Origin of the sequence: Streptomyces sp. NBC_00631 (assembly GCF_045206895.1) — a bacterium.
In the GTDB taxonomy this organism is placed as follows: Bacteria; Actinomycetota; Actinomycetes; order Streptomycetales; family Streptomycetaceae; genus Streptomyces.
This window is the reverse complement of record NZ_CP107734.1, coordinates 8953102-8969654: the sequence shown is the minus strand read 5'-3', so window position 1 is coordinate 8969654 and position 16553 is coordinate 8953102. Positions and strand designations below refer to the sequence as shown.

13 protein-coding genes and 1 pseudogene are annotated in these 16553 nt (G+C 69.4%); 10 read left to right on the top strand and 4 right to left on the bottom strand.

The window, feature by feature from the left end; translation table 11 throughout:
* Positions 1-69: 69 nt before the first annotated feature.
* Entirely contained in the window at positions 70-570 is a 501-nt protein-coding gene (locus OHB00_RS40815; RefSeq protein WP_406442652.1) for a PaaI family thioesterase, read from the bottom strand.
* Positions 571-661: 91 nt separating this feature from the next.
* On the opposite strand from OHB00_RS40815, the gene OHB00_RS40810 reads away from it, so the two are divergent.
* Positions 662-1129, top strand: coding sequence for a winged helix-turn-helix transcriptional regulator (locus OHB00_RS40810; protein WP_406442651.1), 468 nt, complete (start codon positions 662-664; stop codon positions 1127-1129).
* A gap of 439 nt (positions 1130-1568) precedes the next feature.
* Here the strand turns inward: OHB00_RS40810 and OHB00_RS40805 are convergent, their stop codons facing one another.
* A complete protein-coding gene (locus OHB00_RS40805) occupies positions 1569-4340 on the bottom strand; it encodes an AAA family ATPase (RefSeq protein ID WP_406442649.1) in 2772 nt (923 codons plus the stop codon).
* Positions 4341-4572: 232 nt separating this feature from the next.
* Here OHB00_RS40805 and OHB00_RS40800 point away from each other — a divergent pair, with 232 nt between their 5' ends.
* From OHB00_RS40800 to OHB00_RS40780, 5 genes are all read left to right on the top strand, one after another.
* Entirely contained in the window at positions 4573-4740 is a 168-nt protein-coding gene (locus OHB00_RS40800) for a hypothetical protein (RefSeq protein WP_406442648.1), read from the top strand.
* Positions 4741-4933: 193 nt separating this feature from the next.
* A complete protein-coding gene (locus OHB00_RS40795; RefSeq protein WP_406442647.1) occupies positions 4934-5743 on the top strand; it encodes an enoyl-CoA hydratase/isomerase family protein in 810 nt (269 codons plus the stop codon).
* 451 nt (positions 5744-6194) lie between these two features.
* Positions 6195-6986 carry an MBL fold metallo-hydrolase gene (locus tag OHB00_RS40790; RefSeq protein ID WP_406442645.1) on the top strand — a complete coding sequence of 264 codons (792 nt, stop codon included), beginning with the start codon at positions 6195-6197 and terminating at the stop codon, positions 6984-6986.
* A 373-nt stretch (positions 6987-7359) separates the two neighbouring features.
* On the top strand, positions 7360-8190 hold the full coding sequence (locus OHB00_RS40785) for an enoyl-CoA hydratase/isomerase family protein (protein ID WP_406442644.1): 831 nt from the start codon (positions 7360-7362) through the stop codon (positions 8188-8190).
* A gap of 445 nt (positions 8191-8635) precedes the next feature.
* Positions 8636-9298, top strand: a complete 663-nt coding sequence (locus OHB00_RS40780) for a TetR/AcrR family transcriptional regulator (protein WP_406442643.1) — start codon at positions 8636-8638, stop codon at positions 9296-9298.
* A gap of 44 nt (positions 9299-9342) precedes the next feature.
* Here the strand turns inward: OHB00_RS40780 and OHB00_RS40775 are convergent, their stop codons facing one another.
* Positions 9343-10533 carry an AMP-binding protein gene (locus tag OHB00_RS40775; RefSeq protein ID WP_406442641.1) on the bottom strand — a complete coding sequence of 397 codons (1191 nt, stop codon included), beginning with the start codon at positions 10531-10533 and terminating at the stop codon, positions 9343-9345.
* A 144-nt stretch (positions 10534-10677) separates the two neighbouring features.
* On the opposite strand from OHB00_RS40775, the gene OHB00_RS40770 reads away from it, so the two are divergent.
* On the top strand, positions 10678-11250 hold the full coding sequence (locus OHB00_RS40770) for a TetR/AcrR family transcriptional regulator (protein ID WP_406442640.1): 573 nt from the start codon (positions 10678-10680) through the stop codon (positions 11248-11250).
* Between the two features lie 401 nt (positions 11251-11651).
* Here OHB00_RS40770 and OHB00_RS40765 read toward each other — a convergent pair whose 3' ends face one another.
* On the bottom strand, positions 11652-12521 hold the full coding sequence (locus tag OHB00_RS40765) for an alpha/beta fold hydrolase (protein WP_406442638.1): 870 nt from the start codon (positions 12519-12521) through the stop codon (positions 11652-11654).
* Positions 12522-13035: 514 nt separating this feature from the next.
* Here OHB00_RS40765 and OHB00_RS40760 point away from each other — a divergent pair.
* The 3 genes and pseudogenes from OHB00_RS40760 (at position 13036) to OHB00_RS40750 (ending at position 16496) form a co-directional block, all read left to right on the top strand.
* Positions 13036-14271, top strand: a complete 1236-nt coding sequence (locus tag OHB00_RS40760) for a Shedu immune nuclease family protein (protein WP_406442636.1) — start codon at positions 13036-13038, stop codon at positions 14269-14271.
* Between the two features lie 127 nt (positions 14272-14398).
* Positions 14399-14743: pseudogene (locus tag OHB00_RS40755) on the top strand (radical SAM protein); the annotation flags it as partial.
* A gap of 184 nt (positions 14744-14927) precedes the next feature.
* Positions 14928-16496, top strand: a complete 1569-nt coding sequence (locus OHB00_RS40750; protein ID WP_406442634.1) for an alpha/beta hydrolase — start codon at positions 14928-14930, stop codon at positions 16494-16496.
* Positions 16497-16553: the final 57 nt, after the last annotated feature.

Sequence of the window (16553 nt, the reverse complement as noted above, 5' to 3'; positions counted from 1 at the left end):
GTGGGTGATTACTTGCTCGCGTGTCGGCAAGGTACCGGGCCCAGGCGACGGTGGGGCTCCCACCAAAGATCATCCTTGCGGGGGCGGCACCGGGAAAAGCAGACAGCTGCTGGTGGCGTGAGCGAGCAGGCGATCTGTCGCGTCGACCAACTGCGCCTGGGCGAGGGCGGTTTGGCGGCCCCTGCTGACAACTGTGCCAATGGCACGCACCATGCCCGTGTCCACGGTGATCCGCCGCAGGAATTTCACCGTCAGGTCGAGCGAGGTGTACGCCATTCCTTGCGGGAGGGTGGACTGGACGGCACAGCCCGCCGCCGAATCGAGCAGAGTGGCGAAGATTCCGCCGTGCACGCTGCCGATCGGGTTGTAGTGCTCCTCCCCCGGCGTCAGGGAGAAGACCGCCCTGCCGGGCTCCACCTCGTCCAGGGTGAAGTCGATGGAGTAGTTGATGGGCGGCCCCGGCAGTCGCCCCGCCTTCAGCTCGCGCAGGAAGTCGATGCCGGCCATGCGTCCGGCGGCTTCCGCCAGGATCGCGGGATCTTCCCATGCATACGTACGTGTTCGTCCCACGGTCGAGCGCCTCCGTCTGACTTTTTCAAGTGAAGCTAGCTGCCGATTCACCTGACTGTCAATTACGAAGTCAGACCCCTAAGATGGCGGGATGGAGTGGCTTGAGGCGAGCACGGACAACTGCCCCGTCCAGCGCACGCTCGACGTGGTCGGAGAGAAATGGACGCTGCTGATCCTGCGTGACGCCGTCAACGGAGTCCGCCGCTTCGACGACTTCCACCGCCACATCGGCCTGTCGGAGGCCGTCCTCAGCGATCGCCTCCGGAAGCTGATCGCGGCCGGCGTCCTGAAGACCGTCGCCTACCAGGAGCCGGGCAGCCGCTCCCGCAACGAGTACCGTCTGACCCGCAAGGGCTGGGATTTGTGGCCCATCCTGATGGCCTTGAGCCAGTGGGGCGAGGCCTACGTCCTCGACTCCGAGGGCCCCGTACTGGACGTTCGCCACACCGAATGCGGCGCTCCGGTCCGCGTCGTCGTCGAGTGCTCCGCGGAACACTCCGCCCTCACTCCATGCGAAGTCACCGCCCGGCTGGGACCAGGGGCCCGCCTCCGGGCATGAATCATCAAACCTGGTCTCGCCACCGTCTCGTCGTGGCTGCCTTCTCCCCCCTTGCCGGCACCTCAGCAACCGGATCGGGATGAGCGCCAGCGACGACGTGTTCGACGGCACCGCCCACAGCATCGCCGCATTGGCTGCTCTCCCGGCGAGGGCGACGTCTCACCAGGAACGCGATGGCCCGGCCGCGACACCCGGACCGCGAACAGTGTTGCAGCACCACCGGAGCCCGGCACCGGCAGTCCATAGATCGACAAGCGACATATCGCGAGGCCGTCGAGCCCAGGCCATGACATCTGGCGGTCGTGCCCAAGGAGGTGCTGCCGCCACCGGCCGCGGCATCACCGCATAGTGGGACGCCCCGGGTGTGAACGGCGACGAACTCCACCCAGCGCAGCGCTGGGCATCAGCGGAGCCCCGGTCCAGCCCCGAAGGCGGTCCGTCAGCCGATCAGGTGCAACCCGTCCCCGAAGTCGATGCGGGCGAGGTCGGCGCGCGAGACGATACCGAGCTTGGGGAACACGTTGGCCAGGTGATGGGCCACGGTGCGGGGACTGATCAGCAGCTGTGCCCCGATCTCCCGGTTGGTGAGCCCCTGCGCGGCCAGCCGTGCGACTCTCAGCTCCTGCGGGGTGAGGATGGCTGCGGTGTCCCGGGCCGGTGCGAGGTCGCGGTGCAGGTGCTGCCCGGTCAGTTCCTGTTCGGCCCGGGTGCGGGCGAGCAGGGGCGCCGCGTGCAGTCGCCGGAAGATCTCCGCGGCTTCGGCGAGCTGGGTCCGGGCGTCGGTACGGCGGCGGGCCCGCCGCAGCCACTCGCCGTACAGCAGGCGGGTGCGGGCGTGGTTGAAGGGCCGCGACCGGGCTCCGGGAACATCCAGCGCGAGCCGGAACTGCTCCTCCGCGTCCGCCCCCGACGCCAGCAGGGCATTCACCAGGTGCGTCGCGGAGATCGCCCACGCCGCCCCGGTCCGCTCGGCCCACCGCCGCAGCAGCCGCGCCTGTTCCTCGGCCGTCGCCCGCTGCCCGCTCTGGAGGGCGGCCTCGGCGGTGTCCGGCGCGGCGAGCACCGCGATGGTGGGGTGCGCCGCGTGGTGTCCGCCCTCGGTCAGGCGGACCAGGTAGTCCAGGGCTTCTTCGGCCCGGCCGGCGAAGAGCGCCGACATGCCGAGGGTCCACTGCGCGGCGGCGCTGAGCAGGCGCACACTGCGCGGCACGGAAACCTCGAAGGCCCGGGCGGCGTAGTCCGCGACGGCCGGCTCCTCGCCTCGGACGGCTGCCAGCCACCCCAGACAGTTGTGGCACTGCGACGCCAGGTGGTCGTCACCGATCTCCCCGGCCACCTGAAGCCCCTCCAGGGCGTCCGCCGCGGTCGACGCCCAGGAACCCTGCGCGATGCCCAGCGCAGCCGCCTGTGCCAGCGCCTGGGTCAGGGCGGTCACTTGATCCGTGGGCCGCAGCCGGTCGATCTCGCCGCGCAGGGCCTCCTCCAGGGCGGACTCGATTCCCCAGGCCATCGCCACCGGCGCCGGCGGCATCAGGAACCAGGAACTGCCGCTGAGCCGGCTGAGGACCTCGGCGTCGGGGGCCACGGCCTGGTGGCTGTCGTCGGCTCCGTCGCTCAGGTCCTGCGTCCACCACTGGCGCAGCAACGGCAGCAGATCGGCGTTCGGGAAGTTCCCCTGCGGAAGCCGCCGCTCGAGCCGCTCGAGCGCCTCGCGCTGCAGCTCGCCGTGCCCGGCCGCCCACGCCGCCCGCAGCGCCATGCTGCCGAGCTGGAACGCCTGCCCGGCGTCGGCCACCCGCTCCATGTCCCGCAGCAGCCGACGGCAGGCGATTTTCAGATCTCCGTGCGCGAACTCGATCAGGCCGCTCAGCCCTTCGCTGAGCTCCCCGACCGTGGCTTCGGAGGACATCCCCTCCGCCCGCTCCAGCATGCCCCGCGCCGCATCGACCTGTCCGGCCTCCCAGGCCGCCCTCGCCCCGTAGGACAGTAGGCGTGCCGCGTCGTCCGCGGCGGGTGACAGCCTCGCCGCACGCTGCAGGGCACGGGCAGCCGTGGCACAGCCGCCGCGCGACCAGGCACGGCGGGCCGACTCCTCCAGCAGCCGGGCCACCTCCTCGTCGGTTCCGCCCGTGGCTTCCACAGCTGCGGCGAGATGCCAGGGCCGCAACTCGCCGGCGTGCTCGCCGCTCAGCACGGAGGCGAGAGCGTGATGCACCGCCTGCCGGTCCACGGGCGGCGCCACGTCGTAGACCACCGCCCCCATGAGCGGGTGGCGGAAGCGGATCCGCCCGCCCGAGCCCGTGGTGAGCAGGCCCGAGTGCTGGGCCTCGTCCCACGCGGCCACGTCGAGGCCGAGCACGCCACCGGCCTGGCGCACGGTGTCCCGGTCACTGCGGTCGTCGGCGGCGGCGAGGAGAAGCGCGGTGCGGGCAGGCGCCGACAACCTCTCGATCCGGGCGTGGAAGGAACGACGCAGGCGGGGCCCGACGGAGATCTGGTCGTCGCCCAGCGGATACGCCGAGAGGTCGCCGGCCGCTTCGGACGTGGGCAGCTCCTGGAGTGCGAGCGGATTGCCGGCCGCCGCGCGGACCGTGCGGCGGATCACCGTCTCGTCCGCGTGCGGAGCGAGGGCACGGGCGAGGAGCCGTGCGTTGTCGTCGTCCAGCCCGCGGACCTCCATCGCCGCCAGTTTCTCCCAGGGGCCCTCGACGGGATCGTCGTGGCCGGTGAGGAGCATGACCACGGCCTCGTCGCGCAGCCGGCGAGCGACGAAGGCCAGGCACTGGGCGGACGGCTCGTCCAGCCACTGGGAGTCGTCGGCGACGATCAGAACCGGCCGCTTGTCGGCCAGCTCGCCGACGAGCGTCAGTACGGCCACGCCGATCAGAAACCGGTCCGCCGCATCGTTGCTGGTACCGAGCGCCCCGTTCAAGGCGTTGGCCTGCGGCTCCGGGAGCGTGCTGATCCGCTCCGTCACCGGCCACAGCAGTTCGTGCAGTGCGGCGAAGGCCAGCTGCGACTCAAGGCGAGTGCCCCCGCATCGCAGGACGGTGAAGTCCCCGGCGGCCGACTCAGTCGCGTATTCGAGCAGGGCGGTCTTACCGATGCCGGGGTCACCCCACAACATCACGCTCGCTCCCAATCCCTGACGGGCACCGTCAAGGATCCGGTCAAGGGCTGCCTGCTCCTGGCGCCGTCCGTACAGGTCCATTTGCTTGAAAGCCTAATGGGCTGCGGTCGCCCGGAGCCACTGCCGCAACCCGAGTTCAATGACACCAGGCCATATGTGACGGACACGGTGACGGACACGGTGACGGATCCGCTTGCCGCGCTTCCTTCGTAGCGTCGGGCGTGATCAGTGAACTCGCACCTCACCGCAGGAGAAGGACATGGCGACAAGGACATGGCGACGGTGATCCGGGGTCGGGAGCGTCGGCAGGACAGTGGCTCAGCTCGTTGTGACGGACGCCGATATCGCCGCGGCGGCCACGGACTCGAAACCGAGGCTGCGCTACACCGCCGTCCCGACCGCCGAACGCGTCAGCACGTTGCGCCACGTCTCCCTGCCCGGCCCTCGGCCAGCAGCCCGGCGCACCCAGCCGGCCGGCTGACACCCCCTCGTCCGTCGAGCCGATCGGGGCATCGAGGCAACAGCAAGGAGAAGCACGACATGGCCACGCGTCTGCGAGACCTGGTCCTGGGCGTCGCCTCTGCCAGGTCAGGGCGCCCTGACGAACACGTATCCCGGACGAACCGTCAGGGTCACCCCTGGAGCGAACGATGACGCAGCCCAGCACGATCAGCGTGGAGCGGTCGGCACCAGGAATCCGCACGATCACATTCTCGAATCCTCCGGTGAATCTCATCGTCGGGGAGACCGTGTCCCGACTGGTTGAGGTCGTCACGGAGCTGAGCGAGGACCCGCAGGTTCACGTTGCCATCTTCACCAGCAGTACACCCGGCTACTTCTTCAACCACTTCGATCTCGACCGGGTTGCCGACTTCATGCCGTCCGATCCGGAGGCGACGCCGGCGTGGATCGATCTCGTGGTACGGCTGTCCACAGCTTCGTTCATCAGCATCGCGTCCATCCGCGGACGGACCCGGGGCGGCGGGGACGAACTGGCCCTGGCCTGCGATCTGCGCTACGCCAGCCGCGAGCACGCGGTGTTCGGCCAGCCCGAGGTCGGCGGCGGGATTCTTCCCGGCGGCGGGGGCACGGAACGCCTGCCCCGACTCACGGGACGGGATCGGGCACTCGAAGCCATCCTCAGCAGCAACGACTACGACGCCGACACGGCAGAACGCTACGGATGGGTGACCCGCGCCGTCGCCGACGCCGAACTGGACGGCTTCGTGGACGGTGTGGCAAAGCGGCTGGCGTCCTTCGACAAGACAGCGCTGGCAGCCGCCAAGGCTCAGGTCAACCGGGCGACGCTCCCGCCCGACGCCGACCTGCGAGCGGCCTACACCGCATTCCTGGGCTCCCTGACCTGGCCAGGGGTCCAGGCATCCCTGCCCCGGTTCGAGAAGCTCCTTGCCGAAAAGGGTCCCGAAGAGGTGGAACTCCGCCTGGGCGACTACCTCGGCATCGCACGTCAGGAAAGCCGGTGAACACCGACTGCGAAGCGCCGCTCGCGACCAGTGGACGACGCCTCCGGGATCCCCTCCAGCGCCACGATCACAACAGCCTCCACCTGTTCGACACCGACGACCGGCGGGCGGCCGGGCCGGAGGCTCGTCGACCGGACCGTCCAGCAAGACCCGTAGCCACGGACGGACCGTGTCCGCCGACATGCGCAGGCGCCTGGCGACCCCGACGACGGAGGGAACATCAAAGGGCAGGCCCATACACGCCGGCACACCGCGCACCCGCACCCCGAGCGCCCGGGCGCGGTTCACCGGCCCGGACCAGTGCTCCACCACAGGCCGCCCGCCCTCACCCACCGCCCGTCACCAGCGGTTCCCAGCTTCGGACCGCGACACCGCACGAGCACCCGGCACAAGAACTCGTACAAGGCCCGACAACGGCCCGGCTGCGCAGGACACCAGAAGGAGTGGACCAATGAGGGGCACCGTCACCATCATCGACAAGGGCGACGTGCGGGTGCACAGTTACATGGCTCCCGACGACAGCATCAACGTCACCACCCAGCTGATCGAGACCCCGGGCCGGCTGGTCGCGGTGGACGGCCAGATCACGATCGCGGGCGCCGACGAGGTCGTCGCATACGCCAAGGAACTCGGCAAACCGCTGGACCGGCTCATCATCACCCATGAGCACCCGGACCACTTCCAGGGCGCGGCCCGCTTCAACGCACCCATTCACGCCCTGGCCGTCACGCGCGATCAGATGGCGGCGCGAGGCGACCTCAAGGACCCCACCGGCATCCCGGTCCCCGCGGCAGAGGTGGCCCCCACCGTCCTGATCACCCCGGGTACCGAGGTCATCGACGGCGTTCCCTTCGTCTTCGAAGCCCTTTCCGGCGGTGAGACCTCCGACCAGCTGCTGATCCGGCTGCCCGAACACGGGGTGCTGGTGGCGCAGGACGTCGTCTACCACAAGACCCATGTGTTCGTCGGAAACCACGACCTCGACCGCTGGCAGATCATCCTCCAGGAACTCGCCGACCCGGCTTACGACACGATCCTGCCCGGACACGGACTGCCCGCGGGACAGGCCGTTCTCGCGGAGATGGCCGAGTACCTGAAGGTCGCCGGTGAGCTCCTCGGCGACGACGGTCAGGCCTACAAGCAGGCCATCATCGAACGCTTCCCCACCTATGCGGCTCCCCTGGTGATCGACATCAGCAACTTCTACCTGTTCGGCACCCCGATCGTCATCCCGTCCGCCTGACCGCCTGGCCTTACAGATCGGTGCCGGTCGCGGGCCGACGGGTTCACCCGCGGGCGGTGGCTCTTGCCCGCCGAGTGATTCCCGGTCTATTGTATGATGATCGTAAGTTAAACGCTCGGGGAACGAGTGACAGCAACTCGGCCGGCGGCCTACATGGCCCACGCGGCCTCGGCAGGCAAGGCGGCCGCTCCAGCGCTCGTCATCAGCCCGAACGGCGCGCACGGCATGCCACGCAATGCATGCGGGCCCACCGCAGCCGATGCCGCCGCGACGGACAAGACGGCAGCACCGCACCCCCTCCAGGCGCAATCGCTCCGTGATCGTCGGACGCGATCACGGCCCCGAAAGCCACCCAACGAAACGGAACCACGCCATGAGCCAGCCCAGCACGATCCGCCTGGAGCGGACGACCCCGCGGACCGCCAGGATCACGTTCGCGAATCCGCCCGCGAACCTGGTGATTCCCGAGTCCGCCGTGACGCTGCTCAAGATCGTCAAGGAGCTCGAGAACGACCCGGACATCCAGGTCGTCGTCTTCAGCAGCGACCTCCCCGACTTCTTCGTCAACCACTACGACGGCGCCGCAGCCGCCGACCTCCCCCAGCCCGAGCACGAGGACGACAACCCGGTCTGGACCGACATGGTCCTGCGGCTGACCAAGGCTCCGTTCATCAGCATCGCGGCCATCCGGGGCCGCACCCGCGGCGCGGGCAACGAGCTGGCCCTCGCCTGCGACCTGCGCTACGCCAGCCGCGAGAAGGCGATCTTCGGCCAGCCCGAGGTCGGCATCGGCATCGTCCCCGGCGGAGGCGGCGGCGAGCGGCTGCCGCGCTCCATCGGCCGCGACCGCGCACTGGAGGCGATCCTGACCAGTGCCGACTACGACGCCGACCTGGCCGAGCGCTGGGGATGGGTCACCCGGACCCTGCCCGACGCGGAACTCGACGCCTTCGTCGACGCGACGGTCGCCCGCCTCGCCTCCTTCGACCGGCAGGCACTGGCGACCGCGAAGTCCCAGGTCAACCGGGCGACACTGCCGCCGGACGCCCACCTGGTCGCCTCCTTCGGCGAGTTCGCGGCCACACTGACGCAGCCGGGATTCGCCGCGCGTGCGGTCGGGCTCGGCGCGCTGGTCGCCGAGAAGGGCATCGACGTCGAGTACTCGCTGGGCGAGTACATCGGCCGCGTCAACGAGAACCTCTGATCACCTCCTGCCGAAGCACGACCGGCCCCGGCGACCGACAGGGACCCCAGTCGGCGCCGCGGCACCCTGGTGGGTTCCGGCCCCGGCCCACCAGGTTCCCAGCGGTGGTCGGGCATGCCTCGACGGCAGCCCGGCCCCCCACGGAGCGGACGCCATCGCGAAACCGTGCACGGCGGCTTCGTCGGGCCCTGAGCTCCTCTCCTCGGCTGCACGAACTGCCGCACTTCACCACCAGGCAAGTCCGCCAGCCAGGACATCCCCCCTTCCCTACGCGTCCGCCCACCCGAGCCGGGCGCCACCCCACTGATCCTCACCCACGACGGGCCGGGCTCCCCGGGCGGATTCCCGCACACGCTCGCCCCCTGAGCGACCCGCATGCACGGCGACACCCCGCTGCCCGTTCCACAGTTCCAGCAAGGCGCAGGCGCTGCCGCCTCGCAGCACCATGACCAAAGGCCTCCGCATCATGTCGAGCCACGACACGCCCAAACCCATCCGCGCGGACGCAGCACGTAACCGCACCCGCCTGCTCGACACGGCGCACCACGCGTTCACGTCCGGACAAGTACCGGTGTCCATGAAGCAGATCGCGCGGGACACGGGGGTCGGCATCGGCACGCTCTACCGGCACTTCCCCACCCGGGAAGCACTCGTCGAAGCGATCTACCGGCACGAACTGGCCCAGCTGTGCAACGACGCCGAGGCGCTCCTCCACACGAGGGATCCAGCCCACGCCCTGCGTAGCTGGATGGACCACTTCGCCGACTATGTGATGCCCCGACGAGAGACCGCAGACGCCCTACGGGCAGTGCTCGCGTCCGGCTCCGGGACCGTGTCGCCAGCACGTGAAAAGCTCTCCGCTGCGGTCCAAACCATCCTTGCCGCCGGAATCGCCACCGAGACTCTGCGTGACGACGTCCACGCCGAGGACATCGTCATCACCCTCGTCGGCATGCTCACAACTGCACCGCCGGCAGCTGGGAGCGACCAACTGGGCCGCATGTTCGACCTGCTCACGGACGCCGTCCGACGCCCCAGTACCCCACCGACCCGAACGCACCCCCCGCCCGGCGCGCCTATGACTCCCTCCGGGTCGGAAACCCCCTGACACCATGGACCCACCTTGCTCTTGTCGACCGCGCCCTATTGGCATTATGTACGTAATATAAGTGTCCTTGCGGGCGAGGTCGCCGGATCGGAACCAGCCCTCCTGGATCGCCTCGGCCGTCGCTCGGGCCGCTTGTAGTAGCCCTTCATGACGTTGTGCCCCTTGATCGCGATCTCCCCGATCTCGTCGGGGCCGCCCTCGACCTCGGACCAGTCGTCGCGGATGAGCCTCATCTCCACACCCGGGACGGGCACCCCGATGGAGCCAACGCGGGGTTCCTCGCCGAAGCGGGAGAAGGACGCGATCGGCGAGGTCTCGGACAGCCCGTAGCCCTCGAGGATCGTGACGCCGAAGCGGTCCTTGAACTGCTTGTGGATCTCGGCGGGCAGGGCCGCGCCACCGGCCACGGCCACGCGGAGGTTCGCCGCCAGGCGGGCGACGTCGACCGTCTCGTCGAGTGCGGCGAGCAGACCCCGGTACATCGTGGAGACCCCGGCGAAGAACGTCACGTCGTGGGCGAGCATGAGCCGCAGGGCCGCCCGTGCCTCGAACCTCGGCTGCATCACGATCGTGCCGCCGAACCCGAAGGCGCCGTTCTGGATCACGGTCTGGCCGAAGGCGTGGAACAACGGCAGCACACACAGGTACGTGTCGGGTCGCCCGGGATCGGACGCGAACAGGTCCCTGCCGATGAGCGCGTTGTCGTACACGTTGCGGTGCCGCAGCTCCGCGCCCTTGGGATGGCCGGTCGTGCCGGAGGTGTAGAGGACCACGGCGGTGTCGTCCTCGTCGCGCTCGACCGTCCGGAACGTCGCGGGCTGCTCGGCGACGGCCACGGCGTAGGACTCCGGGGTCCCGTCGCCGACCCCCTCCCCGCCCGGGGCTGCGGCACCGCTCTCGATCAGGAAGAACTCGGTGCAGCCCTCGGTCGCCCCAAACCCCTCCCACGCGGCTTGCGCGATCGGCAGCTCCGGCGTGCCCTCGAACGCGAAGTACGCCTTCGCGTCGGAGTCGGCGAGGTGGTAGGCGATCTCGCGGTGTGGGCGGTCGACCGGGCGAAGACCTGAGGCGGTGCGAAGCCCTCCGCTTTCCGGGCCGGCGGGCGGCGGACTCGGCGGTGGTGAGATCGCTGCCGCTCGGGCCCATGACGTGCCGTCCGGTGGGCGGTCCGCTCCCCGGCGTTGCGCCGAACGCCGCGTGGTGTCCGCGGTGGCGACGGTGCCGCTGCGGCGCACCCGCCCGGGGCCGAGGTGCGGTGGTGTCCCGGGCGCGGCGGATCGGCCGCAAAGTCGTCTGTCGATCGTAATATTACATGCGTCAGACCATGGATTAGGATGGGATGCAAGGCAATGGCCCGGCTGAGTTGATGGAGGAACCCTGTGGCGCGCTACACCAAGGAGCACAAGCAGGTGACCCGGCAACGGATCATCGAACGGGCCGGCCACCGGTTCAAGCAGGACGGCATAGACGGCTCCGGCATCTCCACCCTGATGTCGGACGCCGGACTCACCAACGGAGCCTTCTACGCCCACTTCGAGTCCAAGGACGACCTCGTCGCCAACGTCGTCGCCGACCAGCTGCGCACGCAGGTGAAGCAGTACGGCACGCTGCGACCCGGCCGCGAGGGACTCGAGGATTTCGTTCGCGAGTATCTGTCACCCCAGCACCGGGACAACCCCGGCGACGGATGCCCGTCCGCGGCCCTGCTCGACGAGATCGGCCGCTGCGGTGACGGGGCCAAGGGGGCCTACACCGACGGCGCCAAGGCCATCGTGGAAGAACTCGCCGCCCGCCTGGCACCCGAGGATCCACAGTCCGCCCGCGGTCAGGCCATCGGGCTCTTCACCATGGCGGTGGGAACGTTGCAGCTGTCCCGCGCCCTCTCCGACCGAAAGTTCTCCGACGAGGTCCTTGAGCAGGGAATCGAGAACGCCCTCACCTTCATCCGCTGAGGCGGACGGTCAATCCCCGGGCGGGTGACCGCCTGCCCCTGCCGCGCCCTGCGTGATGAGGTTGCCTCCGCACGCGAAAGCGATTCCATGCACGCCGACAATCCGGCCAGCGGGACGGCTCCAGGCCGCCTCACCACTCAGCGGGAGCTCGCCCGACCCCGCCTCGCACCGAGCAGCCAGCACTGGCTCAGCCCCCTGGAGGCTCCCGCCGCGTCACTGACGGGGCGTCCACCACGCCGTTCTCCGCATCGCCGTCCCGCACGACGACCACCTCGCCGGCGCCGCACGGCCGGGAAACGGCCAGGTCAGTGATGCCGGACAGACGCCTCGAGTCGCCCGCCCACCGGGCGTCACGACTCTGAGGCAACGTCCTCGGTTTGAGCGCCGACCGGACCGCGGACCTACGGCCGTTCGAGGAACTCGAGAGCGGTCGGCACGAACTGCTCATGGAACTGGAAGATGCCGCCGTGGCCGGCGTCGGGGTAGATCACCAGCTCGGCGTTCGGCAGTCGCCGGGCCAAGTCGACCGAGTTCTGCGTCGGAACCATCCTGTCGTCGTCACCGTTGGCGACGAGCACGGGCTGCTGGATCACGGAGAGATCCTGCGGACGTGCCAGCCCCCAGCGGTGGATGGCCTTGAGCTGAGAGAGGTAGGAGACGAGGGAGATCGCCTTGTCCCGGTCCTTCGTGCGCTCCTTCAGACGAGCCAGGAACTCCTTGCCGGCCCGACGCCCGTTCGCGGTGCGGGTGAAGAAGAGGAACTGCTTCGGATCCTGAAGGGTGATCAGCGCTCGGAGCGTGTCGAAGTGGGAGATCCGGGTCACGTTCTTGATGCCCTCACCGCCGGCAGGACCGGTGCCCGCAAGGATCAGTCTGCGGATGAGTTGCGGGTCGGTCTGCGCGATCACCTGGGCGATCATGCCGCCCATCGAGAAACTGAGGATGTCCACCTGCTTGAGTCCGAGCGCCCGGATGAAGGTGACGGCGTCCTTGGCCATCTCCTCGATGGTCTTCGGCGTCGAACCGGTGGAGGCGCCGACGCCCCTGCTGTCGAACGTAATCACCCGGTGCCCGGCGGCGATGCCGTCGACGACCCGGGGATCCCAGTTGTCGAGCACTGCGGCGAGGTGGGTGAGGAAGACCACCGGGACACCCGACCGGGGACCGAGCTCACGGTAGGCGAAGGTCACTCCGCCGGCGGTGACGGTGCGGGTCGGTGCGTTCTTGTACGACGTCACCACGTCGCCTCGTACTTCATGTGCGTCGTTCACGGTCGTGCCCTTCGATGTGAGGGTTGGCGCCAGTGTGCGCCGCCCCCTTCTTCCTTGCAGGGTGGGCGCAGGGCGGTAACCCGGTCTCCCGACTGCGGCTGCAGTCGGCGGCCAGAGGCCTCGGGCGGGGCCGCTCTGGGTCAGATCCCTGAGGTTCCCGCGACCTTTAAAGTATGACCGTAATTCCATGAGGGGGCAAGAGGGTAAGCGGAACGAGATGGGATAGCGACAGGGATCGCGGGTTCCGCCGAACGTCGGGATGCAGGCCATGCCCTGCCACCAGAACAGGACAGGCCCGTACATCAAGGTGCGTGCAGCCCAGCCACCGCAGTTGAGCTCTGTAGCTCTGGCCCGGCGCCGACAAACGGCGCAGGGCCCCCAGGACGGTTCACCGAAGGAATGGCTCAGAGCCCCGACTGGCCTCGTCCACCGAAGGGCACGCTCAGCGCCACGATCCGCAGAAGGCGTCGGCCCGGGCCCAGGTCGAGGCTCACGCCACCGGAGCCCCGTGGTCGTGGCCCACGATCACGGGCGCTCGACTCCCAGATCGCCGCCATGCTCGGGCGTATCGAGACCAGCAGCGCACGATCAGCTCAGCCGCAAGTCGCGCGATGACGCCGCCGCCAACCCGGCCCGGCGGACCGATACCGACTCGGCCGTCGTCGCCGTGCTCGTTCCGGTCGCGCTCATGCTGCTGCGGACCTTCGCCGAGACGGTTCTCGACGAGTCCGACGAATGCGCCGCGCTCTCACGCGGACCGCGGGCATCCCTGCTGTACGCAGGCCGGCCAACCGGCAAGACGCTGGACAGCGACGTAGGAGTTGCGAGCGGGGACCATCACATCGTGCAGGCCATTGGCGCAAGGGACCGGGGGCTTGATGGCCTCCAGTTCCGCCCGCACCTGATCGAAGGGGACTGCCAGGAGCTGGCCCGCCATAGCGATCATGCCCCTGCGCGGCCGTCTCGGAGACCGCGGGGCCGTCGGCTGCGAGACGTGGCACAGCGAAGCGCCTGGCAGGGCTTCTTCGAAAAGAATTCCTGGATCTTCGGATACGGTCTCACCTTCGTTGCCTGTGACCCCTACGACGACGGCAAGCTGGAGCGCATCACGACCGGCGCGAACATCTTCGCGGGGGCGGGAAAGCGCAGTGACGCCGTCATGCGTCCCAGGGGCTTCATCAGCAGCCTGCTGTTCTGCGAGATCAAGACCCATCTGACATCCCTGCTGGCCAGCGCACCGTACCGGGCGCCGGACGTCTATCAGGTCTCCAAGGAAGTCGTCGGCGCCGTGGCGCAGGTACAGAAGACCGCCTACAAGGCCCAACAACTGGTCAGCGGTCAACTGCACAGGCAGTTCCGGGACGACGGTGCCCCGACCGGCATCGAGGTCTCCACCGTCCGACCGCGACAGGTGCTCGTGATCGGAAGCCTCAACGAGTTCACCGACGGCGGCGCGGCGAACCCCGAGAAGATGACTTCCTTCAGCAGTACAGGCGATCCATCCAGGACGTCGAAGTCATCACGTTCGACGAGCTCTACTAACGGGCCTGCTTCATCGTGCAGGACAGATGAAGCACGAACGAACCGAGCCGGAAACTCCCGAGCTGAGAGCAGCCAGTCCGAACATCCCGGCTGGCTGCTCCCCCTCGCCAGCCGTCAGCGAGCGTCTCGGGCGATCCGCCGACCGACCGCGGCCCACGTCAGCTCAGTGCTTCTCTCGGGCACGGCTCCCGTCAGGCCATCGAGATGATCAACGGCCTCCCCAGTGATATAGCGGTCGGGATGACCTGCACGATCACCCGCAACCCGGACTTTGGAAACGACCCTGCCTCATGCCTCCCGTGTCCGGCACGAGAAGACACCGCGCGAGAAGCAGTACCTGCGTGTACTGCTTCGCCCGCAAGACGCACAGCTACCTGGACCTGGACACCGGGATCGGCTTCGACACCCAGATCGTGGCCAAGGTGAACGCGCCGGAGCTGCTCCGCCGCCAGCTGGGCCCACGCCGCTGGCTCGGCGACCACATCGCGATGGGCACCAACGTCGACTGCTACCAGCGCGCCGAGGGCCGCTACCGGCTGATGCCCGGGATCATCTCCGCCCTCACCGAGCAGGCGAACCCGTTCTCGATCCTCACCAAGGGCACCCTGATCCTGCGCGACCTGGACCTGCTGCGCCGGGCGGCGGACGTCACGGAGGTCGGCATCTCTGGAGGAGCCGGCACTGCCGGAGCCGACCCGGCTCACGCTGCTCTGAGCGCGTGGGTGACCGGGGCGTTCGGGCGCAACCCTCGGGCCAATTGGGTCATTAATCGTCAGAATGCGTTCTTTCGGGTCCTGTTTCCGGGACGATGCGGCGAGGACCGTGACACGTGCGGTCCGCGACCCTCCGTCCTGGGAGGACCCCATGCGAACACGCGCAGCCGTGCTGTGCGCCGCCGCCGCTGCCGTGGCCGGTTCGTTCACCGCCCCGCCCGCGACCGCCGTCACCCGAGCCCCCGTCCAGGTGTCCCCGGTGGCCTGGAAGAAGTGCGGCACCACCGACTACCCGACGCTCCAGTGCGGCTCGGTCAAGGTGCCGCTCGACCACCGGAACCCGCGCGGAAAGCAGATCGCCCTCGCCCTCACCCGGGTCCCGCACACCGCGCCGGCCTCTCAGGGTCCACTGCTGGTCAACCCCGGCGGCCCCGGCGGCAGCGGGCTGAGTCTCGCGGGCTTCGTGGCGTCCACACTGCCCAAGAAGGTGGCGGCCCGGTACGACGTCATCGGCTTCGACCCGCGCGGGGTCGGCAGGAGCAGCCCGGCGGTCGACTGCGCGCCCGGCCACTTCAAGCCGGTGCGCCCCGACCCGGTCCCGGCCACCCCCGCCCTCGAACAGGCGAACCTCAAGCGGGCGCAGTCGTTCGCGGCGGCCTGCGGCAGGAAGTACGCGAACCTGCTGCCCCACCTCGACACGGTCAGCGCCGCCGAGGACCTGGACTCGATCCGCCAGGCCCTCGGCGCGCGTCGGATCAGCTACTTCGGCTACTCGTACGGCACCTACCTGGGCGCGGTCTACGCGAAGCTGCACCCGGACCGGATCCGCCGCCTGGTCCTGGACTCGATCGTCGACCCCACGGGCGTCTGGTACGACGACAACCTGAGCCAGGACTACGCGTTCAACAGCCGCCAGCGCGCCCTGATGGCGTGGATCGCGAAGTACGACTCCACCTACAAGCTCGGCACCGACCCGGAGAAGGTCGAGGCCAAGTGGTACGCCATGCGGGCCGCGCTGGCGAAGGAGCCTGCGGGCGGCAAGGTGGGCGCCGCCGAGTTGGAGGACACCTTCATCCCGGGCGGCTACTACAACGGCTACTGGCCCTATCTGGCCGAGGCGTTCTCCGCCTACGCCAACGGCAGGAAGACGGCCGCGCTGGTCGAGGCGTACGAGAACTTCGCCGCCGTCGACGCCTCCGGCGACAACGGCTACAGCGTCTACGCGGCCGTCCAGTGCCGGGACTCCTCCTGGCCGCGGGACTGGAACCAGTGGCGCAAGGACACCTGGGCGGCATACGAGAAAGCGCCGTTCATGGCCTGGAACAACGCCTGGTACAACGCGGCGTGCGCGTACTGGCCCACGAAGACGCTCACCCCCCTGAACATCGCGAACGGCAAGCTCCCGCCGGTCCTCCTCTTCCAGGCGACGGACGACGCGGCCACCCCCTACCAGGGCGGCGTCACGGTCCACCGGCTGCTGGCCGGCTCCAGCCTGGTCGTGGAGCAGGGCGGCGGCAACCACGGCATCACGCTCAGCGGCAACACCTGCCTGGACGCCTACCTCGCCGCCTACCTGGCCGACGGCACGGTCCCGCGCGGCGAGGGCACCGCCGACGCGGTCTGCCGCAAGACCCCCGACCCCAAACCCCTGACCACCAAGGCCGCCTCGACGTCGTCCCGCGGCTCCACCCTGCACACCCTGCTGGGCTTCCGCGGCTGAGCCGATTCTGACGGCCCGTCGCGAATCATGGGCGGACGGAGCCGTCCGATCCCTAAG